This window comes from Novosphingobium terrae (assembly GCF_017163935.1).
In the GTDB taxonomy this organism is placed as follows: domain Bacteria; phylum Pseudomonadota; class Alphaproteobacteria; order Sphingomonadales; family Sphingomonadaceae; genus Novosphingobium; species Novosphingobium terrae.
In genome coordinates this window covers 13,559-35,463 of record NZ_JABVZR010000004.1, presented here as the reverse complement: position 1 = coordinate 35,463, position 21,905 = coordinate 13,559, and the positions used below count along the sequence as shown (strand labels likewise).

The following is a 21,905-nucleotide window of genomic DNA, read 5'->3' as shown; positions in this document are numbered from 1 at the left end:
AAATGACGCTAGCTATTGATGGTGGCGCGCCTATCGTCAGCGAACGCTTTCCGATGTGGCCTTCCTTCGATGAGGCGGTGTTTGAGCGTGTCTTGGAACCGCTGCAGACGGGCAAGGTCAATTACTGGACCGGGCCGCTCGGCCGGCGGTTCGAGAAGGCGTTTGCTAGCTTCTGCGGAACGCCCTACGCAATCTCGACCACAAATGGGACGTCTGCACTTCATACCGCTTTGGCTGCGCTCGGCATTGGCCCCGGTGACGAGGTAATATGTCCATCATACACATTTATCGCAACGGCTTTTGCAGTCTTACAAGCTGGTGCGCTGCCTGTCTTTTGTGACGTTGATCGAACCCACACGCTAGATCCCCTGCGCGTACCAGAGAAAATTACCGAAAAAACGCGTGCAATAATCGTAGTGCATGTGTTCGGCGTTATGACTGATATGGCCCCTATCCTTGATATCGCGGAAAGCCATGGTCTTATGGTCATTGAAGACTGTGCCCAGGCGATCGGAGGGAGTTTCAACGGAATCAAAGCTGGTGCAGTTGGTGATGCCGGTTGCTTTAGCTTCTGTCAAAGCAAACATTTCACGACAGGAGGTGAAGGTGGTGCTGTGGTTATGAAGGAGAGAGATGCCACGTGGTTGGCCCGCTCCTTCCGGGACCATGGATACGAGGCGGAAGAGCGATTTGCGATCCTCGAACGAGAAGCTCGTTTGACATATGTCCATCCGAGGATTGGGTTTAATTATAGAATGACTGAAATCCAATCGGCCATTGGTCTTGTCGAACTTGAGCGCTTTGAAAACTGGAACCTTAAAAACAGGCAGCGTAATGGTAGGTACTTGGCCGCCCACCTTAACACCCACCCAGTCATAACATCCACGCCTACTGATACAGACCAGAGAACCAATGCCTATTGGTGGGCACCATTTACTGTTAATATCAGAGCGTTGAACGTCACGATCCAACAAGTGGTGAGCGCTATTGCAGCTGAAGGCGTGCCTGCGCAGTCGGTGCCATGGCCGGAGATCTATCTGCAAGACGCGTTTCAAAAGCGGAATGGATTCGGAAAATTGAACTATCCTTTCAATGATCCTGCCGCACGCAACATCAATTATGAGCAGGTTCTTTGTCCGACTGCCCGTGATTTAGGACAGTGTACAATCGCATTTCCTGTGCACCCAGTCTACAACCTAGAACATATGGATCAATACATCGCTGCTTTTCATAAGGTTATCGCTGCCTATTCAAGGTAGGCGGCCAAATCGTGGCGGATCAATGTTGGAGTGTTTCTCAATGGACATTCGCAATATTCAAATGATCGACGACACCCGCCGCTTTTCGAGATCCTTGGCGACGACCAATCTACATCGATTGATAAGCGTAGGCAGAGACCAAGATGAGCGGTGAAACTGTTCTCTACACGCCCGATCGCGAAACGGTCAGATCCTTGCTTTTAAATGGGTTTGAATCATTGCGAGCCGAGCGGTGTGTCGCGGACAGGATTGATTACTGGTCCAATGTTTTGTTGGGATCGAGGTATGAAGCCAACACCCTTTCAGACCGCGTTGCGGGAGATGAGGCACTGAGCATATCGGTAGATCGGTTCGATTGCGTCACGTATTGTGATTTCGTTTATGCAGCTTCTCGTTCCGACACACTGGAAGAATTTATAACATCTCTCACTTTGCTGCGTTACAGTGGACCAATATCATGGCTTAACCGAAATCACTATACATTCGACTGGATCGGAAATGGCGTAGAGCAAGGCGTCTTCAGCACTAGCCACTTTTCAGTTCAACAATTACCTGTCGAGAAATGCCTATCGGTATTACCGGCGATCCCGCCAAGGCATATCTCTATAGATTATCATCCTTACGATATTGGTGCTGCATGGATGGATGCTATCCGAACGGGTGACTTCATCGCCTTCGGATCGAACAGGTATGAACTGGATGTTTTTCACTGCGGAATTGCGATTAGATCCAATGACATTTCCATAAGACATGCCGCACGTAGCGCTGGTGGGGTCGTTGAAGAAAATCTAAAATCTTTCATGGAGAGAAATACAGGATGCGGTATCCTTATCGCATCTCCTTTGCCAATAGATATAATGCAAAGTGCAATGCATCATGTATGTCTTGAAAATGATTTTAGAATCGTACTTGACTATGGCAAGTGACCCCAATTTCTATACCTATGATGCAAGTCGGGCTTGTACATTTATGTGTTGAGAAACATTGAAATTTTTCTCTCAATGAAACTGGTGATGAGGATCTGGAGTTGAGAAAATTCCTTACAAGTTCAGGTCCGCTTAGGGCATTGCAGGACACCAGCTTTGCATTGCTGGCGGGCGCTCTACTCATTAGCTACGTTGGTGTTTGGATGCGTGAGGCCACCTCGGCTTGGATTTTGGCCAATGCTGGATATCATAATTCTGCAGTGACCGTAGTCCAGGCTGCCGTATCAGGCCCCACCCTGCTTCTCGCCCTACCCGCTGGGGTTTTGGCAGACCGCTCCGATCGCAGGAGACTTCTGATCTGGTGCCAACTGGTACTTATTTTAGTCGGCGCAGCGCTCGCCGTACTGGGTGCGGTCAATCAATTGAGCTTTGCTGCTATTTTTACACTCACGCTTCTATCAGGTGCCGCAGCGGCCTTGGCTGGCCCCGCATTCGAAGCTATCGTCCCATCGCTCGTTCAGCCCCGCAACATACCGTCTGCCATCGCGATCAGCAGCATCAGCTTCAATATTGCTCGAATCATTGGCCCCGGTGCGGCAGGCTTGTTGCTACTTTACGGCGGCCCTTCGGCGACATATGCCTGTAACGCGTTCGCTTACGTATTGGTCGTAGCTGCGCTATTGCTCATCTCTCCCACAAACTCTGCACCCCGATTGGATCGGCAGGTTTCGATGTGGACGGAGCAGCGGATCGGCATTCGTTACGTCTGGAAATCGCGGCCAATACAGCGGTTGGTTGCCCGTGGTATGGTCCTCTACGCGTGCGCAGCATGCTATTTGAGTCTCACGCCCTTGATCGCCCGCGATTTGCTTGCGGGCGATTCAAAGGTTTATAGTCTGCTTCTTTCTTCCATCGGAGCTGGTTCAGTCATTGGCGGTATCGCGTATTCGCTAGCGCAGCGCGTTATGACCGATGATCGGAAACTGCTCAGGGCTGGCGCCCTCGGTGGCGCGCTGGCCTTGAGCCTCCTTGCGATCGGCAGCAACCTGATAACATTATGTGCGGCACTAGCGATTGCTGGAGCTACGATGCTCATACAGATGGTCAACCTAAATTCGCGGCTGATTTTGACAATGCCGCCACATTTGCGGGGGCGGGGAATCGCCATTTATATGGCTGCTACGTTTGGGTGTATGGCTTCGGGAAGCTTACTATGGGGCATGCTTTCTGACGCCCTATCACTCCGCACTGTGTTCGCCCTGGGAGCGATTTGCTACACCATTGTCGCACTAGTAGACGGGCAGTCGCCTAAAGCCTTAATGGGCGGTCATGATGCAGACCACGAGATTGCAGCCTATGAGGATCTCTGAAAACTGGATTAAGCCTAATCCGCGTTTTTTCGCGATGAGATGGGGTGGGCAGGTACACCTACAACTGTAGCCTCTGGAGCAACGTCGCGCGTGACGACTGCTCCTGCTCCTACTATTGCATTTTCACCGAGTCGAATGCTTTGAATAATTGAGGCATTCATCCCCACGAAGACGCCATTTTCTAATTGAACACAACCTGCGAGGCGGGCACCAGGACTGATGTTGACGTAGTCACCTATCCGGCAATCATGGTCCACGGTCGATGCATGATTCACTATGACCCCGTAGCCTACGGACGCACGGGGACCGACTATAGCCCCGGCCAGCAATGTTGACCCCGGAGCTATAGCTGCGCTGGGAGAAATGATTGCGGCAGGATGACAAACAGTGCCGAGTTCCACTCCAAGCGCTAGAATGCGTTCACACCAATGACGGCGCACCATATTAGAGCCACACGCAATTACAAATTGTGCCCTTCGGTGAGATGCTGAAGAAATAACTTCATCTACATCCCCCAAAAATTTACAATCAAGAATTGCGGATGGTGCATCATGTTCAATGGTCGCAAGACCTTCCACAGCCATTCCTGCAAGGATAGCAGCTTCATATACCACGGCAGCATGCTGACCACTCGAACTTGCGACTATAATAAGTGACATTATAAGATCTCTTCAGGCAGTTAAAAACAAGAAATCATATTACTATGATCAAGCTGATTGCATACCTGTGCGGGCTTGCGCAGCAGGCTGGACATCTACACCTATACCGTCATCTGCTCCAGCGTCGGCCCCGTTATTGAGGCCCGCGCTCCGGGCTTCAATTTAGCCACAGCCTGTCCATTTAACATTTCTCAAGCTTGGATCACGGATTTCTTCAATATATGGCGAATCAGATGCAATATGGAATCCAACATTCCAGTTAAGTGATTCGGAGCGCCAAATGTGTATAGAATTGCTAATGAACAAGACAGTTCAGCGCGACCCGGTCAAAATGTACTTTCCGACAGAACACTATGATATTTTGGCCGGGGGCGTAAACGTTGGTGCAATCAGGCTACGAATCGCTGACGCCACTTCAGTTCGTTACATTGGCCATATAGGTTATGACATCCATGTTGAGTATCGAAGGAGAGGGTATGCAACGCAAGCCATAAGGCAAGTCGCTAGGCTTGCGCGCAGGCATTCCCTTGCCGAATTGTGGATCACCATCCATCCCGATAACATTGCCTCTCAGAAAGCGTGCCTGAACGCTGGTGCGACCTACTTGCACACAGTTTTGGTGCCAAATGATCACGATTTATACGATCAAGGATTTCGTCAGATGCAGCGCTATAGGCTCAGAACATCGATATAAAGCGATCCCCACTTGAATATTTTCATGTTAGCATTCATTTACGGCTTGGGCATTGGTTTAACTGCATAGAGATAAGAAATGACAGACGGCACCCTTCAGAAAGAAACCCTCATCACTCTAACCAGCGACATTATTGCGGCACATGTGAGCCACAACAGCGTTCCTGTTGCCGATATGCCAGAGCTCATCGCATCGGTATACGGCGCTCTCGTAGGGCTGGGGCAGTCGACGCCTGATGAGTCAGTCGCTCCAACGCCAGCGGTGAGCGTGCGCTCGTCGGTCAAACAGGATTATATCGTCTGCCTCGAAGACGGGAAAAAGCTGAAGATGCTCAAGCGGCACTTGGCTACGCGTTACAATCTGACCCCGGAAGCCTATCGGGAGCGTTGGAATCTGCCCGCCGATTATCCAATGGTAGCACCGTCCTACGCCGAAAAGCGCCGTTCGCTCGCCAAGGAAATTGGCCTGGGGCGCAAGCCTCGTGATACTAAGCCCGGAGCGCCGAAGGAAACCCGCAAGCGACGCACCGGCAAGGTTGAAGGCTCGAAAGCGTGAACGATCGCCTCGATGACTGGCGAACATCAAGCGTCTCATCAATGCGATTTTGCACGATAGGCGTTGACGGTCAGATTTACTTCAATGCAGCAGCCTATCACGAAGCGCGCTTTGAAGCGGATATCCTGGAGATGACCCGGACCAACCAGTGCCGCGCCAAGGAACTTCTGAATTATTTTTCGACCTTGGCGCAGAATGAAGTCAGCCGGGTGCGGTTGAGATTTTCAACCGCACCCGGCGATGGTGCTCATATTGAGGATATGCTTGAAAGTCTTCGGGATTATGTCTGCGGCTCGGCAGCGAACGATCCCTAGAGGTCAAGGCCGCCCCTGAGTGGGCGGCCTTGACCAACTATTGAGAATGCCCATGTCAGATGGCATAGTGATCAGCTAGGCGATTGGTGGGGTAAGCCATGGAAAACATAGGCAAGACACGGGAGACATTTTGGGCGGGCGATGTTCCGTTCTTTGAAGGTGTCTTTAATGTCACCTTCGCAATAACGCTGGTGGCCATTCCGCTTCTCGGCACTTGGATTGCGATAAACGGTTGGGGCGCCCTGTCAGGCCTCCTGATTGGCTTTCCCGTATTCTGTCTGATCGCATTTGGGATGCTCTGGGCGGCAACAAACTGGCCAGCAGTCAGGTATCTGGTCGCCGCTGTGGTGTTAGGTGTTCCAATGGCGCTGTTCATTCTGAATAGGCTGGCCACACTCTGAAAAGGCAAGGGAGCAGGGCCAATGGCTTCTAATGTGGATGGGTTCGAGCAATCGGCAAGGATTGTGGAGGCCTTTACCGCCGGGCAATCCCCCGTGATTGTCGGGCGCCTGACTTACCTAGCTCAAATGATACGCGAACATGAGCGCGGGGATGACGGATTCGAGCGATCCGCGTTTATTGCGGAATCCTTTGCCGCTGCGCAGTCCGGCGATCAAGCCGAGATTGTCCGGGAAATTGCCCAGGCGATCCGCGATCGTGCCGTTGACGACTAGCGCCCAGAGCGCCCTTTTGAGATAAATCGGGGCATAGCCCGAAAATCTCTGTTCCCTATTTGTTCGGATTGGCGTATTGATGGGCGGATCGAGCAAGGGAATCATATTATGCAGCTGCCGGTCGCGCAGCCAGTCCCGCTCGCTGAACTGGCGCCGGGCTTGCAGCTCAGTGCGATCAGCGTGGCAGGTGCTGGCTTTCCAAGCCCCGCCCAGGACTGGGAGGAAGATGCCATCAATCTGGCTGAGCTGCTACAGCTCAACCGTGCGGGCAGCTTCGTATTTCGGATAGATGGCAGCAGCATGATCGATGCCGGCATCTCGGATCGCGATGTGGTCGTAGTCGATCGAGATAAGACGCCACGAGCCGGCGACATTGTGATCGCGGTGGTTGCGGGTGGATTCGTCTGCCGCCAGCTCGTCAGGAGAGATGGGCTGCCTTATCTGGTGGCTCGTAACAGCCGCCAGAACTATCCTGAGCAGGTAGCCGACGACAGCGCCGAAGTTTGGGGCGTCGTGCGCGCAGGCGTCAGAAACTATCAGCGATAGGGGCTGGCGATGGCATGGGCTCTTGTCGATTGCTGCAATTTCTATGTTAGCGCCGAGCGGGTGTTCGACCCGAGCCTCCGGCGCGTGCCGGTGATCGTCACCTCCAACAATGACGGCTGCGCCGTGGCGCGCAGCGAGGAGGCCAAGGCGCTCCATATCAAGATGGGCGATCCGGTCTTCAAAATCCGTGAGATCATCGAGCAACACGGCATCGTTGTGCGCTCCTCGAACTATGAACTTTATGCGGATATGAATCGCAGATTCAACGCGGTCATCGCGGACCATAGCGATGTGGTGGAGATCTACTCCATTGATGAGAGCTTCTATAGAGCGCCCGTACTCCCCAACGGCCTGGGTGATGTAGCGGCAGCATTTAAACTGCGCGATGCGATCGCCCGCATCACCGGTCTTCCGACACGGATCGGTTTAGGGCCGACCCGCGCACTCTCGAAAGTCGCAAATGCCCTGGCCAAGGCGACCGAAAAGGTCTGGGGCGGTGTCATCGACCTCCATGATGCAGAGCTTCGCTCCCGACTGTTTGCCGCTTGGCCGGTCAAGGAGGTTTGGGGCATCGGCCCTGCGATGGTCGAGCGGCTGAAGCCTCTCGGCGTGAGAACCACCGCGGAACTCGTTGAGCTGGAACCTGCCGTTGCCCGCAATGTCGGCACGGTCGTACTTGAACGCCTGGTTCGTGAACTGAACGGGATCGAATGCGACGATTTCAAGCCGATACCCGACACACGGAAGGCGACTGCTGTAACCCGGCAATTTGGCGCACCTGTCACCAATCCGGGCGAGTTACGCGAGGCAATGGTACAGCGCGCCGCGCGCGCCGCCGAAAAGATCCGCGCCCAAGGCCTGAGCGCCTCTCGGCTGATCGCCTTCGCGCATGGCTCGCGCTATAAGAGCAATCCACCGTCTGCGAGCCGACAGGAGCGGCTTTCTCCGCCCAGCAACGACCCGAGAGTGATTTGTGCCCTCGCTGGCAAGATGATGGAAGCCATGTATCAGCCCGGTGGCGTCTACACCAAATGCGGGGTGCTGCTCGAGGAGCTTGTGCCGGAAGGGAAGGGGCAGGGAGACTTTTTCTCTGCGGCCGATCCGCGCGCGCCGGAGTTGTTGCAGGCCATGGACGGGCTCAACAGCCGCTTTGGCCGGGGGACGATCAAACTCGCCTCCCAAGGTTTCGGAGCACGTAGCTTTGACACCAAGCGCGGCCAGAAGAGCCCAGCATGGACCACCAATTTCAGAGAAATCCCGATAGCAAAATAGACCATAAGTCATTGTATAATTAACATAATTTCTATTATGCGATTGTCTGGCAATCGAATTGGGCCCGGAACGCTGCAGCCAACCGCAAAGGTGATCGTTCAGAGTCCGGCCTCCGTAAAACCTCTCTGCTAAAGGGCATATCGTTCTGGATCGCTTTTGAGAATTGCGAACTCGGGCTTTTAGCAGCTAAAATTAGAGTGGGATGAGGTTAATAGCCTCGAATCAAAGGCTGATTAAGTGACAAAAATTCCGGTGGACAACAGCGGCGACGAAATTCTTGATGCGACAGATATGGAAAATCTGGCCCGTCATCTCGGCTTTGTAGTCATTGTCTGGGGCATGGTCGAAACTAAAGTTCGCGAGCTTCTTCATTCTGTCGTCATGATAAGCGAACCGGACAGAGACATCGCTACCGCTGTAATGAGTGAGACGCCGTTTCGGACCCAAATTAGTATTCTCCGCAAAGCAGCATATATAAAGCGCGGCGATGGAGAGTGGTTTAATAAGCTAGATGCTGCATTAAGTGAGCTTCTTGGACCATTATCGGAGAAGCGAAACCGCTTTGTGCATGACGCATGGGTTGCCGAGGATGGCATTATCGTGCGCGAGGTGCGCGGCGCGTTGGAGGTATCGATTGGTAACAAGGGTAAGCGCGCGCTGAACGTCATTCCTCCGGCAAAAACGACGGTTGCGGACATAGCGCGCTTCCTAACGGCGGTGGATGCGCAATATCGCGCTTTGATAGATTTGCGCGTTGAATACCTGATGTGGGCTATGGAAAATGATAAATTTCCCCAGCACATCAAGGCATCAAGGCTGGATTGATGGGGGGCAGAATTTGGCCAGGCGGCGGATCGTTGCCCAAACTTCCGATCAGCAGGCCGTGATTTTGCCGTTTAGATCGAGCGCCGTGCGTTCTGCCTCTTGGAGGAACAAAAAATTGTGCTATATAGATAGCGCCTCGTAAGCAGTCATTCTGCTCACCTCGAACCCGCCGGGCGGCTACCCGGCGGGTTCAAACCTAAAAGGGGCAGAGGCCCGGCTAGGCCCCCACCCCCGCTAGATCAGCGGTTACGCTGCCCCAGCTTCACAATCGCGACCACCAAGCCAAGCCCGGCGATCATGAGTTGTGCCACTTCGTAATTGGTCATTCTGCATCACCTCCTTTGGGCGAGCAGTTTGACGGCCCACACGGCTATGAGAACCGTCCTCGCCCTTGGCCCCTATAGCGGCAAAAATTACGAAGCATAGCCGGCGCTGCCGATTGGTCGTGCAACCCGGGTTAGGGCCGGCAATGCACCACGTCGCGTCGCGCACGAGGCCATGAAAGATCAATTAGAGGGCGTGCCTTCCATCCTATGCCTTCAGCAAACGCGTTGTGTCTGCCACGCAGTAGGTAGATATGGCAACGCATGACAGATAGGGAGGCGTAGATCCCCGGCGTAAAGGACCAATTCAGCAATGGTAAATATCGACATGCACTCGCATCATTCGACGCTGCGGGAACGCATTGTCGAACACGTTTTCGTCGGCGAAGCCCTCAGAACGCTTTGGCGGCGTGGCATCACGGATGTGGAAATCTTGCGATCCGAGTTCGACGCTCATGGCTATGATCTGGTTATGGGCCGGGGACAGATTGTGCGCCATATCCAGTTCAAAACGGGGATTCGCGGCAAACCGTCACCAGTCTCGGTCGCCCGCGCGCTCGTCGAAAAGCCGAGCGGATGCGTAATATGGATCAGCGTGACACTGGATCTCGATCTTGGCCCGTTTTGGTGGTTTGGTGGAGCGCCAGGGACGCCTCTGCCTGAACTGTCAAGTTTCGCGAGCCCCAAACGTAGCGGGCGACGCGAAACCGGCGATCGCCCGCTACGCACAAACCACAGCAAAGTGCCCAGCAAGCTATTTCGCCGGATCGACACGATGGATGAGATTTTAGAAACGCTGTTTGGCTCCCTGCCGGCAGGCACGGCACCGATATTGGATACCGCCGATAGTACCGACGACACTCTTGATTCTGAATTATGCGGGCCACTATGACCGGCGCCAGCCCGCCCCCCCACTACAAGAAACGCATACGCGCCAGAGCTGCGACCTTGGGGGCGACCGGCGCCGACGTTAGAGCGCGTGCGCTTGCTAAGGCGTGTCAGTCATCGCTTAAGACAGTGCTGAGGGCCCGTCACGCAATGCGTAGTGAAGAGTGTGGGCAGCAACATAGTAATCGCTGGCCATATCGTGATGGCCCATCGCGAATTTTCTATGCTCTTGTTGACCTTAGCTATCCGGTCAAACTTCCAAACTCATATTACCACAATTGGCTATGACCATATTGTGATAGGAAAAGTGTATTGCGACCCGAAGTCTCGATTGACCAAATTACAAAACGGCTAACATCGTCCCGCCCAACCCCAAACCGGTAGCCTGGAACAGAAAATGTCCATACACCATAAGCTTGAGGGATTTAGCGTATCTGAGAGCATAATGCTGACCGATATAGTCAGAGAGCGCTAAAGCCAGAACGGCATATGCAATCTTGACGTCGAAATTCACAAACGCCCGAACATCACGATCACCAAACTTTTCAGGCACAAAATTAGATATTATAACAATCATTAAGCCGATTGGCGCAAACAGCAAAGAAAATCGAGAGATTACCTTGCTGATGATTGCACTGAAATCATGAACCAACCCAATATTCATTTACAACCTCGTCCACCTGTTTTCCCCCAAGAACCCCTTGAAATCCCATTGCTTTAGCTCGTCGCCATGTCAATAAGGAATGATGTAGTACATCTACCTATAATGCTGACAACTATTAATGCACGCCTGATACAACTTGATCGCTTAATACCAGCTACATATCAATCCCGTAACCAATGACGCTTATATAAGCGCATACGGTTACTAGGTCAATCAGTAATGGCCGGATCTGCGATTGGTTGAGCGACTGCGTCGCAGCGGTGCACCTGAGTAGCAACCTAGATCAAGGTCGGATCAAAAAAGCAGTGCGTCATTTGGCAAGCCAGTAGGAAGCCTGTCGCGAGGTAGGGCCCAAAGGGCATGTGGCGTACTGGTCGCACGCAGTGACCGAATATCGCAAGCCCGCACCCAAGGAGAAACACAAGGCCTAGGTGAGCAGATGGAATGTTCGCGGCAAGCGCCGCCATCAGCTTTACGTCCCCGCCACCAAATGCCACTTGATTAAGGCGCCACCGCATGAACGCGGCGAAGGCTTGTCCCAATATGAAAATTCCAACACCTGCCCAAGCCAGAGTGTGCCATGCGACAAAAGGTGCATACGGCCTGCTCGCGAGGCCAATAATCGCTAGTCCGGTCACAAGAATATCTGGGATAATCATGTTGGCGAAATCAGCAGCCACAATGGCACCTAAGACAGCCGCCAAGATCACGGTGGCAACGGAGAAGGTTGGCGCCACAAAGACAGCCGCCGCTGCAATTGTGGCGCCCAGGCCGATCGAGGTTGGAGAGCTGATCGGCCTCATCCCGGAAAGAGCCGTATCAGTGGCTTTCGCCACCTTGAGCCCCAGATAAGCGACAACTGGCGTTGCAGCGGATGCCGCAAGTGCACCGGCAACAATGTGAGGGGTAATCGTAAACATTAGTTCTTCTGACAATAATTTAGGGCAACGAATTGCTGGCGATTATCAAAGGGCTGACCGCCTCCAACATATTGCGTTTGCCCGATCCAATTTCCGGTGGAAGCGGCATTCCCAGCACCTGTAATACTATAGTTAAAATATTTATCACCTGCCGCATTAGTACCAACCGCCGGCGCTTGTGAAGCTGAAGATATGTTTGAATTAGAGGCCTGATTTGAGAATTCACCGTGACTATGGGACGGCATCTGGTTGACACTGAGTGCAACGCTATCCGAGCCCCCGGTCTGTCCCGTCGAGTAGCTTCCACCAGCTCCAACGATCACCCTATCTCGCGCGCCACCGTACTCGCTCCAACCTGACGGGCAGGCGCCCGAGAACGCCACAATCACGCCAGCTGGTATTCCGCCAATCGGCTGCCCGTTGATAAGCAAGTTTGCAGCGTTGATTGTTCCAGACCAGTTCCAAAGACCATCCGGGGTGATTGCAGCATACCCCCATTGGGCATGTGCATCTTTATCAGTGACTTGGAAGTAAGCCACGCCTGTTGATGGGTTACCCTGGAGCTGAATGCCACCGGTCGAACCAATGTTTGGGGTATTTGCAATAACAGATGGGCCGTTCGCACTGCCGTTACTGACAAACTGGCTGCCCGTGATCGTCCCGGTATTGCTAATGGCATTGCCGTTCATATTGAGCGTTGCAGCCATTTGGTTGTCCAACGGATTGCCCGTGGCGTACCTTATTAGCGCACCAGTAGGGCCGTAGACGCTATAATGGATCTGGTACGCAACCGCCGCACCAGATGGCCGAGGCGAAGAACCGGGCACTATGGACGCCAGCGAGAGGTTCCAAGCGCCGCGCGATCCTACTGCGTTGCCAGAGCCCTGGGGGACATATCCACCGACGCCCTTCAGCAGAAGGGCGATGTTTCCGCCTTCCGTGATAGATAACGCCCTGCCTCCTGTGGGCGCAACCATGCTTTCAAGAACGCTTGATGAGCGCTCACGTAAATAAACATGATAGGTCTGTTGGTACAGATTCGTGCTATTGAAAGAGGGAGGTAGATAATTTCCATTGGCTAAAGTCGAGATGGGAATCTCGATTGGCCCTCCTGCTGCCGCCGAGGAAAGAGACATGAAATTATCCTGCACATAGCGATCAGTCGCAGCGCGCAGTTCTGACATTTGCGACGCAACATTGGCCAAGCCAATGTTGTTGCTATTGCGATTAATCGCCTCACCGATCCCTACCGCCATGACAGCCATCAGAGATAGCGAAAGGACAGCTTCAACCATGGTGAAACCCGCCTGCCTGCTCTGATCGACAGCACTGATTTCTTCGTGTGCGCTGATTGTATGGAGCGGCATCAGTAGTGCATCCTTATGACAAGGCAGTTGTCGGGAATGTTGGCGGGCTTTGGCGCAGAGCTTCCGTCGCGCCATTGAATCGAGGATGGTCCAGCAATTCCAACCTGAACATCGGATGCCTGAAGCCCTGGGAATGGGGCACTCGGCTTCAACAATGTGGGGTCATTGCTAGCTGACCAAACGTAAATGTAGCTACCGTCAGACCATGCTTGGAACGGGCGATTGGGGTCGTCCGCAAAACCGCTTGGAAGGGCCATGCTAGACCGGTCGATAGGCCCTTGCCCCATGGTGCGACCCGCTGCCCAAGCAGCTCTTGAAAATGCCTCGATCAGGCTCACGTTGAGTTCAGCCTGATAATCAAAGCTGACGATGCGGGAGGGGGTATACCCCCCTCCCGAAAACGGGATGGCGATCCCGATCGCCAAAAGGGCGATTAGAATGCCGAGGATCTGCATTATCGGATGTTCCAGGAGATGGTGTTGGTAGTGCTGGAGCATGCCGACGCTGCCGCCGCAGCGGTCAAAGGAAGCGTCTGACCGCCTCCGTTGATTGAGACGGAGATGGGATTGATGGAGATCTGCGAGAGCTGGATGCACTCCTTGGCGGGAATATTGGTGGTCGCAACAGTGAAAGTGTCGCCATTGCCCACCACGGTAATGGTGCCACCCCAGCTATTGCGCAGAGTGTTGCCGACGATCGTCGGCGCCGGCGCTGCCTTCGTCGTAATCAGGGCCGAGGTGATATCGGCGTTACCGTAATCGCGGTTCGTGGCGTAAAATTGCTGGGTGGCAGACACGATGGACTGGAGATAACCAGTTTCGGTCTGAACCTTCGAGCTTGACCAGCTGTTAGAAAACAGCGCGAAAATGCCGATGGCGATAATAGCCACGATCAGAAGGAATAGCAGCGCTTCAATAAGAGAAGCACCGAACTGGCGGCTTTCCTGAGCCTGTCGATGACGCTTCAGGAGACCGGCAAGGACAGAGCCTCCGATGCTGACCGAATTGCCACAGGCCGCCACATCATTTTGAATGATACTCATATCAGTATCCCTGCTTGAGTTGAGAAATAATGTCGTAAATTCCGTTAAATACGAAACCTAATACCCCGAAAGTTGAGAAGAGAACTAAGTTAGACATGAGGGTGATTTGTCTGTTCACCTTCGCGGTGGCACTTTCCATCCACCGTTCAACAACAGCCAAAAGCCCCTCATCAAGGCGACCGATCCGCTCGTAGATCTGAATCTCTTTGATCAGCTCGCGATCGGGAAAATTCTCGCCGCTCGCCAGGAGCGCACCGCCGAAATCAGCGCCTTCACGCATTTCCGCCTCAATCTTGTCGATCTTGGACGCCAGATATGGAGATGCGTTGGGCCGGGTGAGTGCGAGAGAATCTACCAATCCTCGCCCGGACTCCATCAGCACCAATGTAGCGGTGAGGAATCCAGTTCCAGTGATGAAGCGATGGACCGACCAAGGCGGGAACCGGTCGAGCATCGCTCGCAACCCACCCCGGAATCTGGGCAAGGTGAAGAAAATGAGCGCCACGATGCCGAAGAAGCCAGCGAGTGTCGGGACCATCCAAGTCTCCGACCACGTAAGAAATGCGACGGTCTGGGCGGCACTACCCATCCACATCGCATTGTCACCCTTAATGGCGATCATGGGCGGCATGAACTTGATCGACAAAAAGTAGATCACGCCGCACAGCATAAGCAAGGTGCCAGACGGGTAGGCCAGTTTGCCGATGATGGTTCCTCGTATCGAACTCATCTTGTCGTTGAGCCGCAGCATGACCGTAAGAGCTTGCTGGAACTTGCCCGAACGCTCTCCTGCTTCGAGGAGTAAAACCTCACTGGTAGGAACCCACCCGTGAAGCGCCTCCGAAAGGCGGCCATGTTCGCGATGCGATGCAATCCAGTGGCGAACTGCGATGGATTCCATTTCGTTCGGATTGCGGCCATCGTTCGACACAACATCATAAATGAAATCGAGTGCCGTGCGGGAATCAATATCCGCATCCAACAGCCGCGCCATCATACTGTAGATTTTGTACCGAGTTGCCGGAAACGCGATGAGGTAAAGCTTGGCAAGCTTAACCTCCAATTCTCCTCCTGATTTTTCTGCCAGAGAGGAACGGAATTTGCGGATTGTTTCGGAAAGCATCAGCCAGCCTCTGCAAGGGCCACAATCGGATTAGCGAGCGTGGAAAGGTCCATGATTTCAGGGAGCACGTTGCAGCTAATATCGCCGCGCGCCGCTTTGCGGATCGCAATGTCCTCGATGCTGGGTTCACCCCGCGCCCGCGTAAATTCGCGAGCAGCGAAGATCCCTTTGTCTTTGAGCACGCTCAGATAATCGGCATCGGTACGGATCACTTCGGCAAGCACTGTTCTGCCCTTGACGCCCGTGTTCCTGCACTCGGAACACCCCTTCCCTGCGACAAATCCGCCTTGCGGGATCGCCCTGAGCAATAGCTTCAGATCCGGGTTGTTATGGTCATCCCTGAGAGGAACCTTGCAATGGGGACAGAGTTTCGCCGCCAAAATTTGTGCAACTGCAACCTGCAATTCGTCTCCGCTCAGAATGATAGTCGGGTCAGCTCCAAGGTCGATCAGACGCATGGGGATGGCATGGGCAGTGGAGCAATGCAGGGTCGAGTAGACTTGGTGACCGGTCATTGAGGCCTGCAAGGTCAGCAATGCCGTGATCTGGTCGCGGATTTCCCCGATCAGCAGAATTTCAGGATCAGATCGAAGCGCGGCCTTGATCGTATCCGCGAATGCACCATGCCGGGCCTCGTCGGTGTCCGTGTTGGGTACGACAAGCTGCTGTGCGCCAGGGAGCCGCCGCTCGGGCGGATCTTCAATGGTGAAGCAGGATCTAGCACGCCCCTCCGCAGCCTCCGTCTCACGCTGGCGCATGAGCAACGTGCAAACCGAGGTGGACTTGCCCGATCCCGTTGGGCCGGAGATAATGCAAAGCCCCTTGTAACGCCTCGCGAAATTGCGAAGCGTGGGCAACTGATCCTCTTCATACCCCAGCTGCTCCAGCGTCGTGTGGTTCTGGATCGTGTCGAGCAGACGCAAGACCGCATAATTCTGCCCAAATGCTTTCGGGTTGAACTGCATGCGGACAGCCTCCAGACCCGCTGGAAAATTCCAGTCATCACGCCCTTGTCGAGGCGCAAGCCGGGCAGAGAGGAAGCGGGCTGGTGAATAGGATTTGTTCGCAATGTCGGCCATTGCGTAGGAAGCGCCCAAGAGGCGCAAGCCAAAGTCGGCCGTCCAGGTGGTGTGAGGCTTCAGCAGACCATCGACCCGCATAGAAACGGTTGTGATCTTCTCATCCACACCGATATGAATGTCCGAGGATTTCAGATTGTGCGCGGCCTCGATCAAATCGAGAATGCTTGCTTGCATGCCTCTGTCGGCATCACCACGGCGCCCAGCAAGGCCATCGCGGCGGGCATTGGCGATGTCCTCAAGCTGCACATATTCGCGCTCAAGGGTCAAATCCCACCGCGTTTCGACAAGCTTGAGTAGCTTGCGTACCTCGCTGTTGTGCGCCTGATCGTGGACGATCAGGGCGTGGCCACTGCTATAAACCGCCAAAAATGAAACGGTTGCGCTGCCTCCCGGCCACTCATCCGTGGCAAGATCTACATAGTCTCGATGATTTTGCATGCGATTTGCCTTGAGGACCCCACCAGCAAAGCTGGTGGGGGTTTAGTGGCCGCGAGTAGAAAGCCAGACGGGGCCGGTGCTTAGAAGCGGTAGCCGACCGAGAACTGGAGGATCGGGTAAACCTTGTAGTCGTTCACCTGGTCCTGAATGCGCTGGCGCTCACCATCCAGATCGGCGGCAGCAACGCCCCCATTGCTCGCAGTGATATCCTTGATGTGCGCGCTGCCGCTGAACATTGCGCCCGCCTCGATGCCGAACTTGAGGCCGTGCTTGAGGGTGCCAGCGTAGCCGATGGTAACGGTGGGCGCGACAGTGGCAAAATCAGCCCGTGCGTGAAGAGTGCCGATCTGCTGCGGGCTGTAGGTGGTGCCATTCAAGGCAATCGTGCTGGTCGGCGCGCCAACCAGCTTGGCCCGGTTGCCATCGATACGGGCACCTGCAGAGAGGCGGAAACCGCCACCACCGACATGATAGTCCAGCATCAGCCCACCAGAGCCGAGGTTGGCGGTGCCCCGGTAGTTCTGCTCGCCGGAAAAGTCAGCGGAGATGGACAGGAAGGTGACGTTGCCGCGCACTGCAAGGTGGCGATTCAAAGCATAGCTGACTTCCGGGCCGACGCCGAGCGAACCGCCAGTCACGCCGATGCCCCAACGGGCGAGCTTGGGGCGCTGCACGGCGGCGCTCTGCGGCGCCGCCGCCTGTACGGTGGCGCTGTCGGTCGAGCTGGCCTGTGCCACGTCCTGCGCGTAGGCAGGCACAGCGGCGCCAGCCAGAAGGACCGAAGCGGCCAGGGCGAAATTCTTGATATTCTTCATGCTGCTCTCCAAAGCATCGTGTTGATAGAAAGTTGATTTTTGGGGGTATGGGCAGGCGCTCTGGGCGCCTGCCAATCAGTTGTAGGTTGTGAGCCGCCCTCGGCTGCCGCGAACGCTGATGCTGGCAGTGCCGATCGCAACGACCGTTCCGCCCATGACCAGATCGCCAACATGAACGATGCGCTTGGCGCCCCCGATGTTGACAATGGCCTGCCGGTCTTTGCCAACGCCATAGGTCTCCATGACCTCAACGGTGGGGGCAGCATCCGGAAGGGTATCCAACCCGCCCTTGGGACGGGCTGGGGCGCTCGTCGTGGGAAGCGGAGGAAGGAGCCCCAGAGCAGGGCTGGCGCCCATACCAAGGCCAGGAATTGGCGGCATGGCGGCAGCGGTAGACCCCTGCCCCTTGGCCTCCTGATTGGCCTTAGCGATCTGCGCTCGCAGTTTCGCTTCTTCCAAGTCCGCCCGCAACTGGTCGAGACGATACAGTCGCTCGGCAGTGCTTGCCGGAGCATGCTGCTCCTGCGGCCCAGCGATCGGCCCTGCCCCAACACCGGTCGGTGTCGAAGGCGTAGCAGGCCCGATGGGTGCTGCTGATGCGCAAGTGCCGGCCAGCATGGCGACACCAGCCAACCAAGCCATAGGCTTGGCTTTTCGCAATGCAGCTTCAGTTGTAAATGTCGCCTTGGACACGCCAATTTTCCCCTGTCAGCTCGATCTTGCCGATCGAAATGGTTGGAATGTTTTGCAAACTGGCACCGATCATTTGGACGGGAGCCGAGGTTGAAAGATCGAAGGTGGCAACACGCCCGTTCTGGCGCCAAGTCGCTGGCTTGGGCTGGCCAAGCAGGATGTTCCTGGCTTCCAAGATTGCTGCGGCAGAGGGGCGTTCACCGCGACGGTTTACGGCAGCCAGCTTCAGCTGCGCCGTTGCCTCCATCACGGTGCCATCCGCCGCAAGCTTGGCGGCGAATTGAGGCGGCAAAACTGGCTGAATCACGTTCGCCGTGTAAGGCGATAATGTCCCGACCACTCTCGCCGCCGTGCCGTTGAACTCGCAGGACAGGGCCTTGAGATCCCATCCTTGATGGCTTGTGGAACTCAGCACCTCTCGGGCAGCCAAACAGGCATCAACGGCCTGCATGGTGCTCGCTCGGTTCACCCAAGGATCGACAGGCGGCGGAGGGGGAGCCCGCCGCGCCAGCTCTTCAGCTTCCTTGCGCTCCTGATAGATCCGCCAGCCTTGGTAACCCGAAAACAAGACCGCAAGAGCAATGGCGCCGATCAACACTTGCTGCCGATTGACCTTCTTCGCCTGCCGAACAACGACAATCGGGGCGCCTGTGGACCATGCTGCTCCTTTGAAAGCAGCATCGCTGTCGAGGCTATTCACCCGCCCCCAGCTTAGGGGGCAGTACACCTTATCGAAAATACGGCTTTCCTGCTCAAGGCGCGCTTTTGCACTAGCCTCATGCGGGTAGATCCTGTCACCATCGGCCAGCACACACCCATGCGCGACGGCAACAAACACAAACTGCCCATCGAGCTGGAAAACACCGCACCAGTCGGCCCCAAGGTCATCCGCCATTACTGCGGCAAACGAGATGCACCCGTCCGAAGGCACGGTGTTATCCGTGACCAGGCCAAGGTTCTCGTTATCGCCACCCCGAAGGATGAAGCCGCTCGCCTTGGCACCCTTCGCGCGCATGCGAGCCTCGGTCGAGCCATACCCCTGCGAATTGGTATCCCAATCGAGGCCGACAAGCGCCTGCTTGCCGTTAGGAAGGCGGACAAAGGAACTCACTCCCCGCCCTCCGAAGTGATAACCGGCTCCATCGTCACAACGATGCGCTTCCGGATTGTGCTCGCGCTACGAGTCCCGCCGAGAAGGAAATTCGACGGCGTTCCAGTACCCTGACGGGCATCAGCGGCGCCGTCCGATGTATAGCCCATCAGCATCAGCACCTGACCGCTCTTCAGCATTGCCTCCTGCATTCCACCGGAAACGTCGATGGTCGGGAGCTGAACGAACGTCTGGCCGTTGGTCTGCTTGTCGAGCGCTACGAGGCTGGAGAGATTGATGGAGTAGGCCATCAAAATCCTGTTCTCGCTTATGATCCTCGGCAGCAGCGTGACGGCAAACCCGGTGGAAAGGGTGCCAGGCACAAGCTCGGTGGTGCTGGTGTATTGTCCGTTCGTAACCGCCGTTTGTGCCACATAGGACTGCGAGCGAACGTCCTGCTTGCTGACAGGTCGATTGTTCAGCGCCGTCATGTTCAGCTCGGAAATCAGAGACGTATTGGACACGCTGGAAAGCGCCTTGGCCAAAAGTTCCGAGCCAGAAAGAGGGCTGGTGCTGCTCAGCACCGTCGCTGCGAAAGAACCGGTGGCGCTCGTCGGCGCGGTTCCGGGGCTCCCCCAGCTCAGCCCCAAATTGCGCGCGGCAGTCTTGAGCTGAAGGTTAAACTGGAGAGCGGTATCGTCGCCTTCCGTCAGACTGACGGTGTAAACACGAACCCGAACCGCCACTTGCCGCTCAAGGATAGCATTCTGAGCATGGACGTAATCAGCAACCTGCTGGATGACTGCCGGCGAACCGGTGACCGTAATCGTGCCATTTGCTGGCGTGACCGCAAACCGACCGCGATCACCAACGATCACGGTCAAGGCTGCCTTGACCTCTGCCCAGACGTCAACAGCCGCTTTCTGGCCCGATTGGATTGCGCTCGCGGCGGCAACCTGATTGTCGGTGCCCCCGCTGCCGCCACCTGCGCCGCTAGCGCCCGTCGAACCGCCGCCAGCGCTGCCCGCCCCGTTTGATCCGCCAGATTGCGTCGATAGACGTGTATCGAGGCTGGAAGAGGTCGGAAGCGCATGCATCACGAAGGTTTCAGTGCGCTCATCAGCGATCTGGATCACGCCATTGCGATATTCCCAATCAACGCCAAACCGCGCCGCGGCCTGATCGAGAAGCCCGGCAAGGGGGCCATCCCAAAGGACGGGCATCGTCAGGCCACGCGCAGCGCCCATCGTAGTCACGGGCATACCGAGCCCGGGTTGCGCCATAGGCGCAGCAGTGGTCACGGGCGGCTTTGCGAGGTTCAAAGCGATCGGGATTTCGGTGGCCTTCTCGATCAGCGCCGTAAACCCGCGAATATCAACTTCCCCGCGCTCGCTGACCATGAACCGGTCGAACTTGGCAGGCAGCGGATCGCCACGATGATGGCGCACAAGAACACGCCCAAAATAGAGATTGTCGTCTTGGCTGATGATAGGATTGCCCTTGTTGGGGTCCACATCCGGCATTTCCTGCACGAACGCCTCAGCGGTCTTCTTCGCATGCGAAATATCAGCGACAGCATGCCTTTGCGCCGCACAGCCGCCCAAGCCGACCGACAGGGCGACCAGCGAGGCAAGGCTTCCGTTCAAAATGCTCTGCTTCACGGCTCACTCCTTTCGACCCACACGCGCAGAACGCTGTTTCCGTTGTAGAAATGGATGCGAAGGAGGGGCTTGTTCTGCGAGTACGCACCGATGAGCCGAGAGACGGCGCCCTTGAAATCGCCTTCGATTACGCCATCAGCTGAAAGGCGGTAATCAGCATCGCTTTCATAGACGAGCTTCCAATCAGCCCGCTTGGCCCAGCGACCCAGGACCGCACTCAGGTATTCACCACGGTCTGCCGTCCACTTTTCGACAATCGAAGCTTCCGGCGCCATGACAGTAATGTCTGCGGTCGGAACCTGGCTCGGAACAACTTCGGCCCCCACACCTGCGGGGACAGGTTCTGTAGCGGGCACCGGCGCAGCAACTGCCGCCGCCAAAAGCAAGAATATCATTTGTTGCCTCACACTTGTTCGGTCAGTTCGGTTTACCCGTCGCCAACAATGTGAGCAAGGAAAAAAGTAGTTTTTATCGAACCAAAATGTTAAGTAACTGTTTTACCATGTTTTTAATGTGTTTAGCGGCTAAACTGAGCGAAATTTTGATGAATTTCCGATAGCGGAAATGAGGTTTACCCACAAAAAAGGGAGGGGTTTTACGCCCTCCCCAATCTGAACTATCACGTCACAAATCAGCTCAAACGAGCGTCGAGCTAGGCTCGGATTTCAATGACGCCATTGTGTTAAAAAAGAATTATGGGTTTGC

General features: G+C 55.2%; 25 protein-coding genes. 11 read left to right on the top strand and 14 right to left on the bottom strand.

What is annotated here, in order from left to right:
* Positions 1 to 2: 2 nt before the first annotated feature.
* From HGK27_RS30770 to HGK27_RS30760, 3 genes are all read left to right on the top strand, one after another.
* Positions 3 to 1,259 carry a DegT/DnrJ/EryC1/StrS family aminotransferase gene (locus HGK27_RS30770; RefSeq protein ID WP_206245895.1) on the top strand — a complete coding sequence of 419 codons (1,257 nt, stop codon included), beginning with the start codon at positions 3 to 5 and terminating at the stop codon, positions 1,257 to 1,259.
* Between the two features lie 143 nt (positions 1,260 to 1,402).
* Positions 1,403 to 2,185, top strand: a complete 783-nt coding sequence (locus tag HGK27_RS30765; protein WP_206245894.1) for an N-acetylmuramoyl-L-alanine amidase-like domain-containing protein — start codon at positions 1,403 to 1,405, stop codon at positions 2,183 to 2,185.
* 101 nt (positions 2,186 to 2,286) lie between these two features.
* Positions 2,287 to 3,555, top strand: coding sequence for an MFS transporter (locus HGK27_RS30760; protein ID WP_206245893.1), 1,269 nt, complete (start codon positions 2,287 to 2,289; stop codon positions 3,553 to 3,555).
* A 14-nt stretch (positions 3,556 to 3,569) separates the two neighbouring features.
* Here the strand turns inward: HGK27_RS30760 and HGK27_RS30755 are convergent, their stop codons facing one another.
* Positions 3,570 to 4,214 (bottom strand): acetyltransferase, encoded by a 645-nt coding sequence (locus tag HGK27_RS30755; RefSeq protein ID WP_274617198.1) that lies wholly within the window; start codon positions 4,212 to 4,214, stop codon positions 3,570 to 3,572.
* Positions 4,215 to 4,512: 298 nt separating this feature from the next.
* On the opposite strand from HGK27_RS30755, the gene HGK27_RS30750 reads away from it, so the two are divergent.
* The 4 genes from HGK27_RS30750 (at position 4,513) to HGK27_RS30735 (ending at position 6,178) form a co-directional block, all read left to right on the top strand.
* On the top strand, positions 4,513 to 4,908 hold the full coding sequence (locus tag HGK27_RS30750) for a GNAT family N-acetyltransferase (RefSeq protein ID WP_206245891.1): 396 nt from the start codon (positions 4,513 to 4,515) through the stop codon (positions 4,906 to 4,908).
* Between the two features lie 78 nt (positions 4,909 to 4,986).
* Positions 4,987 to 5,463, top strand: a complete 477-nt coding sequence (locus HGK27_RS30745) for a MucR family transcriptional regulator (protein WP_206245890.1) — start codon at positions 4,987 to 4,989, stop codon at positions 5,461 to 5,463.
* A complete protein-coding gene (locus tag HGK27_RS30740) occupies positions 5,460 to 5,777 on the top strand; it encodes a hypothetical protein (RefSeq protein ID WP_206245889.1) in 318 nt (105 codons plus the stop codon). Before HGK27_RS30745 ends, HGK27_RS30740 begins: the two co-directional genes overlap by 4 nt.
* A 98-nt stretch (positions 5,778 to 5,875) precedes the next feature.
* Entirely contained in the window at positions 5,876 to 6,178 is a 303-nt protein-coding gene (locus HGK27_RS30735) for a hypothetical protein (protein ID WP_206245888.1), read from the top strand.
* A 117-nt stretch (positions 6,179 to 6,295) separates the two neighbouring features.
* Here the strand turns inward: HGK27_RS30735 and HGK27_RS30730 are convergent, their stop codons facing one another.
* Entirely contained in the window at positions 6,296 to 6,556 is a 261-nt protein-coding gene (locus tag HGK27_RS30730; protein ID WP_206245887.1) for a hypothetical protein, read from the bottom strand.
* 3 nt (positions 6,557 to 6,559) lie between these two features.
* On the opposite strand from HGK27_RS30730, the gene HGK27_RS30725 reads away from it, so the two are divergent.
* The 4 genes from HGK27_RS30725 (at position 6,560) to HGK27_RS30710 (ending at position 10,309) form a co-directional block, all read left to right on the top strand.
* Positions 6,560 to 6,997, top strand: a complete 438-nt coding sequence (locus tag HGK27_RS30725) for a LexA family protein (protein ID WP_206245886.1) — start codon at positions 6,560 to 6,562, stop codon at positions 6,995 to 6,997.
* Positions 6,998 to 7,006: 9 nt separating this feature from the next.
* Positions 7,007 to 8,269, top strand: a complete 1,263-nt coding sequence (locus tag HGK27_RS30720; protein WP_206245885.1) for a Y-family DNA polymerase — start codon at positions 7,007 to 7,009, stop codon at positions 8,267 to 8,269.
* Between the two features lie 237 nt (positions 8,270 to 8,506).
* A complete protein-coding gene (locus HGK27_RS30715) occupies positions 8,507 to 9,094 on the top strand; it encodes a hypothetical protein (protein ID WP_206245884.1) in 588 nt (195 codons plus the stop codon).
* 636 nt (positions 9,095 to 9,730) lie between these two features.
* Positions 9,731 to 10,309 carry a hypothetical protein gene (locus HGK27_RS30710; protein ID WP_206245883.1) on the top strand — a complete coding sequence of 193 codons (579 nt, stop codon included), beginning with the start codon at positions 9,731 to 9,733 and terminating at the stop codon, positions 10,307 to 10,309.
* A 336-nt stretch (positions 10,310 to 10,645) separates the two neighbouring features.
* On the opposite strand, the gene HGK27_RS30705 is transcribed toward HGK27_RS30710, so the two are convergent.
* The 12 genes from HGK27_RS30705 to HGK27_RS30650 all read right to left on the bottom strand — a co-directional run bounded on the left by HGK27_RS30705 (position 10,646) and on the right by HGK27_RS30650 (position 21,595).
* Positions 10,646 to 10,969: a hypothetical protein gene (locus HGK27_RS30705; RefSeq protein ID WP_206245882.1), complete on the bottom strand. Its 324-nt coding sequence runs from the start codon at positions 10,967 to 10,969 to the stop codon at positions 10,646 to 10,648.
* 278 nt (positions 10,970 to 11,247) lie between these two features.
* The gene (locus HGK27_RS30700) at positions 11,248 to 11,889 is read right to left on the bottom strand and encodes a prepilin peptidase (protein ID WP_206245881.1); all 642 of its coding nucleotides are present in this window, start codon (positions 11,887 to 11,889) and stop codon (positions 11,248 to 11,250) included.
* Entirely contained in the window at positions 11,889 to 13,256 is a 1,368-nt protein-coding gene (gene pilV, locus HGK27_RS30695) for a shufflon system plasmid conjugative transfer pilus tip adhesin PilV (protein ID WP_206245880.1), read from the bottom strand. The genes HGK27_RS30700 and pilV overlap by 1 nt, the downstream gene beginning before the upstream one ends.
* Positions 13,256 to 13,711 (bottom strand): hypothetical protein, encoded by a 456-nt coding sequence (locus tag HGK27_RS30690; RefSeq protein ID WP_206245879.1) that lies wholly within the window; start codon positions 13,709 to 13,711, stop codon positions 13,256 to 13,258. The genes pilV and HGK27_RS30690 overlap by 1 nt, the downstream gene beginning before the upstream one ends.
* Positions 13,711 to 14,298, bottom strand: coding sequence for a type 4 pilus major pilin (locus tag HGK27_RS30685; protein ID WP_206245878.1), 588 nt, complete (start codon positions 14,296 to 14,298; stop codon positions 13,711 to 13,713). The genes HGK27_RS30690 and HGK27_RS30685 overlap by 1 nt, the downstream gene beginning before the upstream one ends.
* Before the next feature lies 1 nt (position 14,299).
* Positions 14,300 to 15,421: a type II secretion system F family protein gene (locus HGK27_RS30680; RefSeq protein WP_206245877.1), complete on the bottom strand. Its 1,122-nt coding sequence runs from the start codon at positions 15,419 to 15,421 to the stop codon at positions 14,300 to 14,302.
* The gene (locus HGK27_RS30675) at positions 15,421 to 16,941 is read right to left on the bottom strand and encodes a GspE/PulE family protein (RefSeq protein WP_206245876.1); all 1,521 of its coding nucleotides are present in this window, start codon (positions 16,939 to 16,941) and stop codon (positions 15,421 to 15,423) included. The genes HGK27_RS30680 and HGK27_RS30675 overlap by 1 nt, the downstream gene beginning before the upstream one ends.
* An 80-nt stretch (positions 16,942 to 17,021) precedes the next feature.
* Entirely contained in the window at positions 17,022 to 17,756 is a 735-nt protein-coding gene (locus HGK27_RS30670; protein ID WP_206245875.1) for a hypothetical protein, read from the bottom strand.
* Positions 17,757 to 17,831: 75 nt separating this feature from the next.
* The gene (locus HGK27_RS30665; RefSeq protein ID WP_206245874.1) at positions 17,832 to 18,449 is read right to left on the bottom strand and encodes a hypothetical protein; all 618 of its coding nucleotides are present in this window, start codon (positions 18,447 to 18,449) and stop codon (positions 17,832 to 17,834) included.
* Entirely contained in the window at positions 18,424 to 19,560 is a 1,137-nt protein-coding gene (gene pilO2, locus HGK27_RS30660; RefSeq protein WP_206245873.1) for a type 4b pilus protein PilO2, read from the bottom strand. The genes HGK27_RS30665 and pilO2 overlap by 26 nt, the downstream gene beginning before the upstream one ends.
* Positions 19,557 to 21,200 carry a secretin N-terminal domain-containing protein gene (locus tag HGK27_RS30655; protein WP_206245872.1) on the bottom strand — a complete coding sequence of 548 codons (1,644 nt, stop codon included), beginning with the start codon at positions 21,198 to 21,200 and terminating at the stop codon, positions 19,557 to 19,559. Before HGK27_RS30655 ends, pilO2 begins: the two co-directional genes overlap by 4 nt.
* The gene (locus HGK27_RS30650) at positions 21,197 to 21,595 is read right to left on the bottom strand and encodes a toxin co-regulated pilus biosynthesis Q family protein (RefSeq protein ID WP_206245871.1); all 399 of its coding nucleotides are present in this window, start codon (positions 21,593 to 21,595) and stop codon (positions 21,197 to 21,199) included. Before HGK27_RS30650 ends, HGK27_RS30655 begins: the two co-directional genes overlap by 4 nt.
* Positions 21,596 to 21,905: the final 310 nt, after the last annotated feature.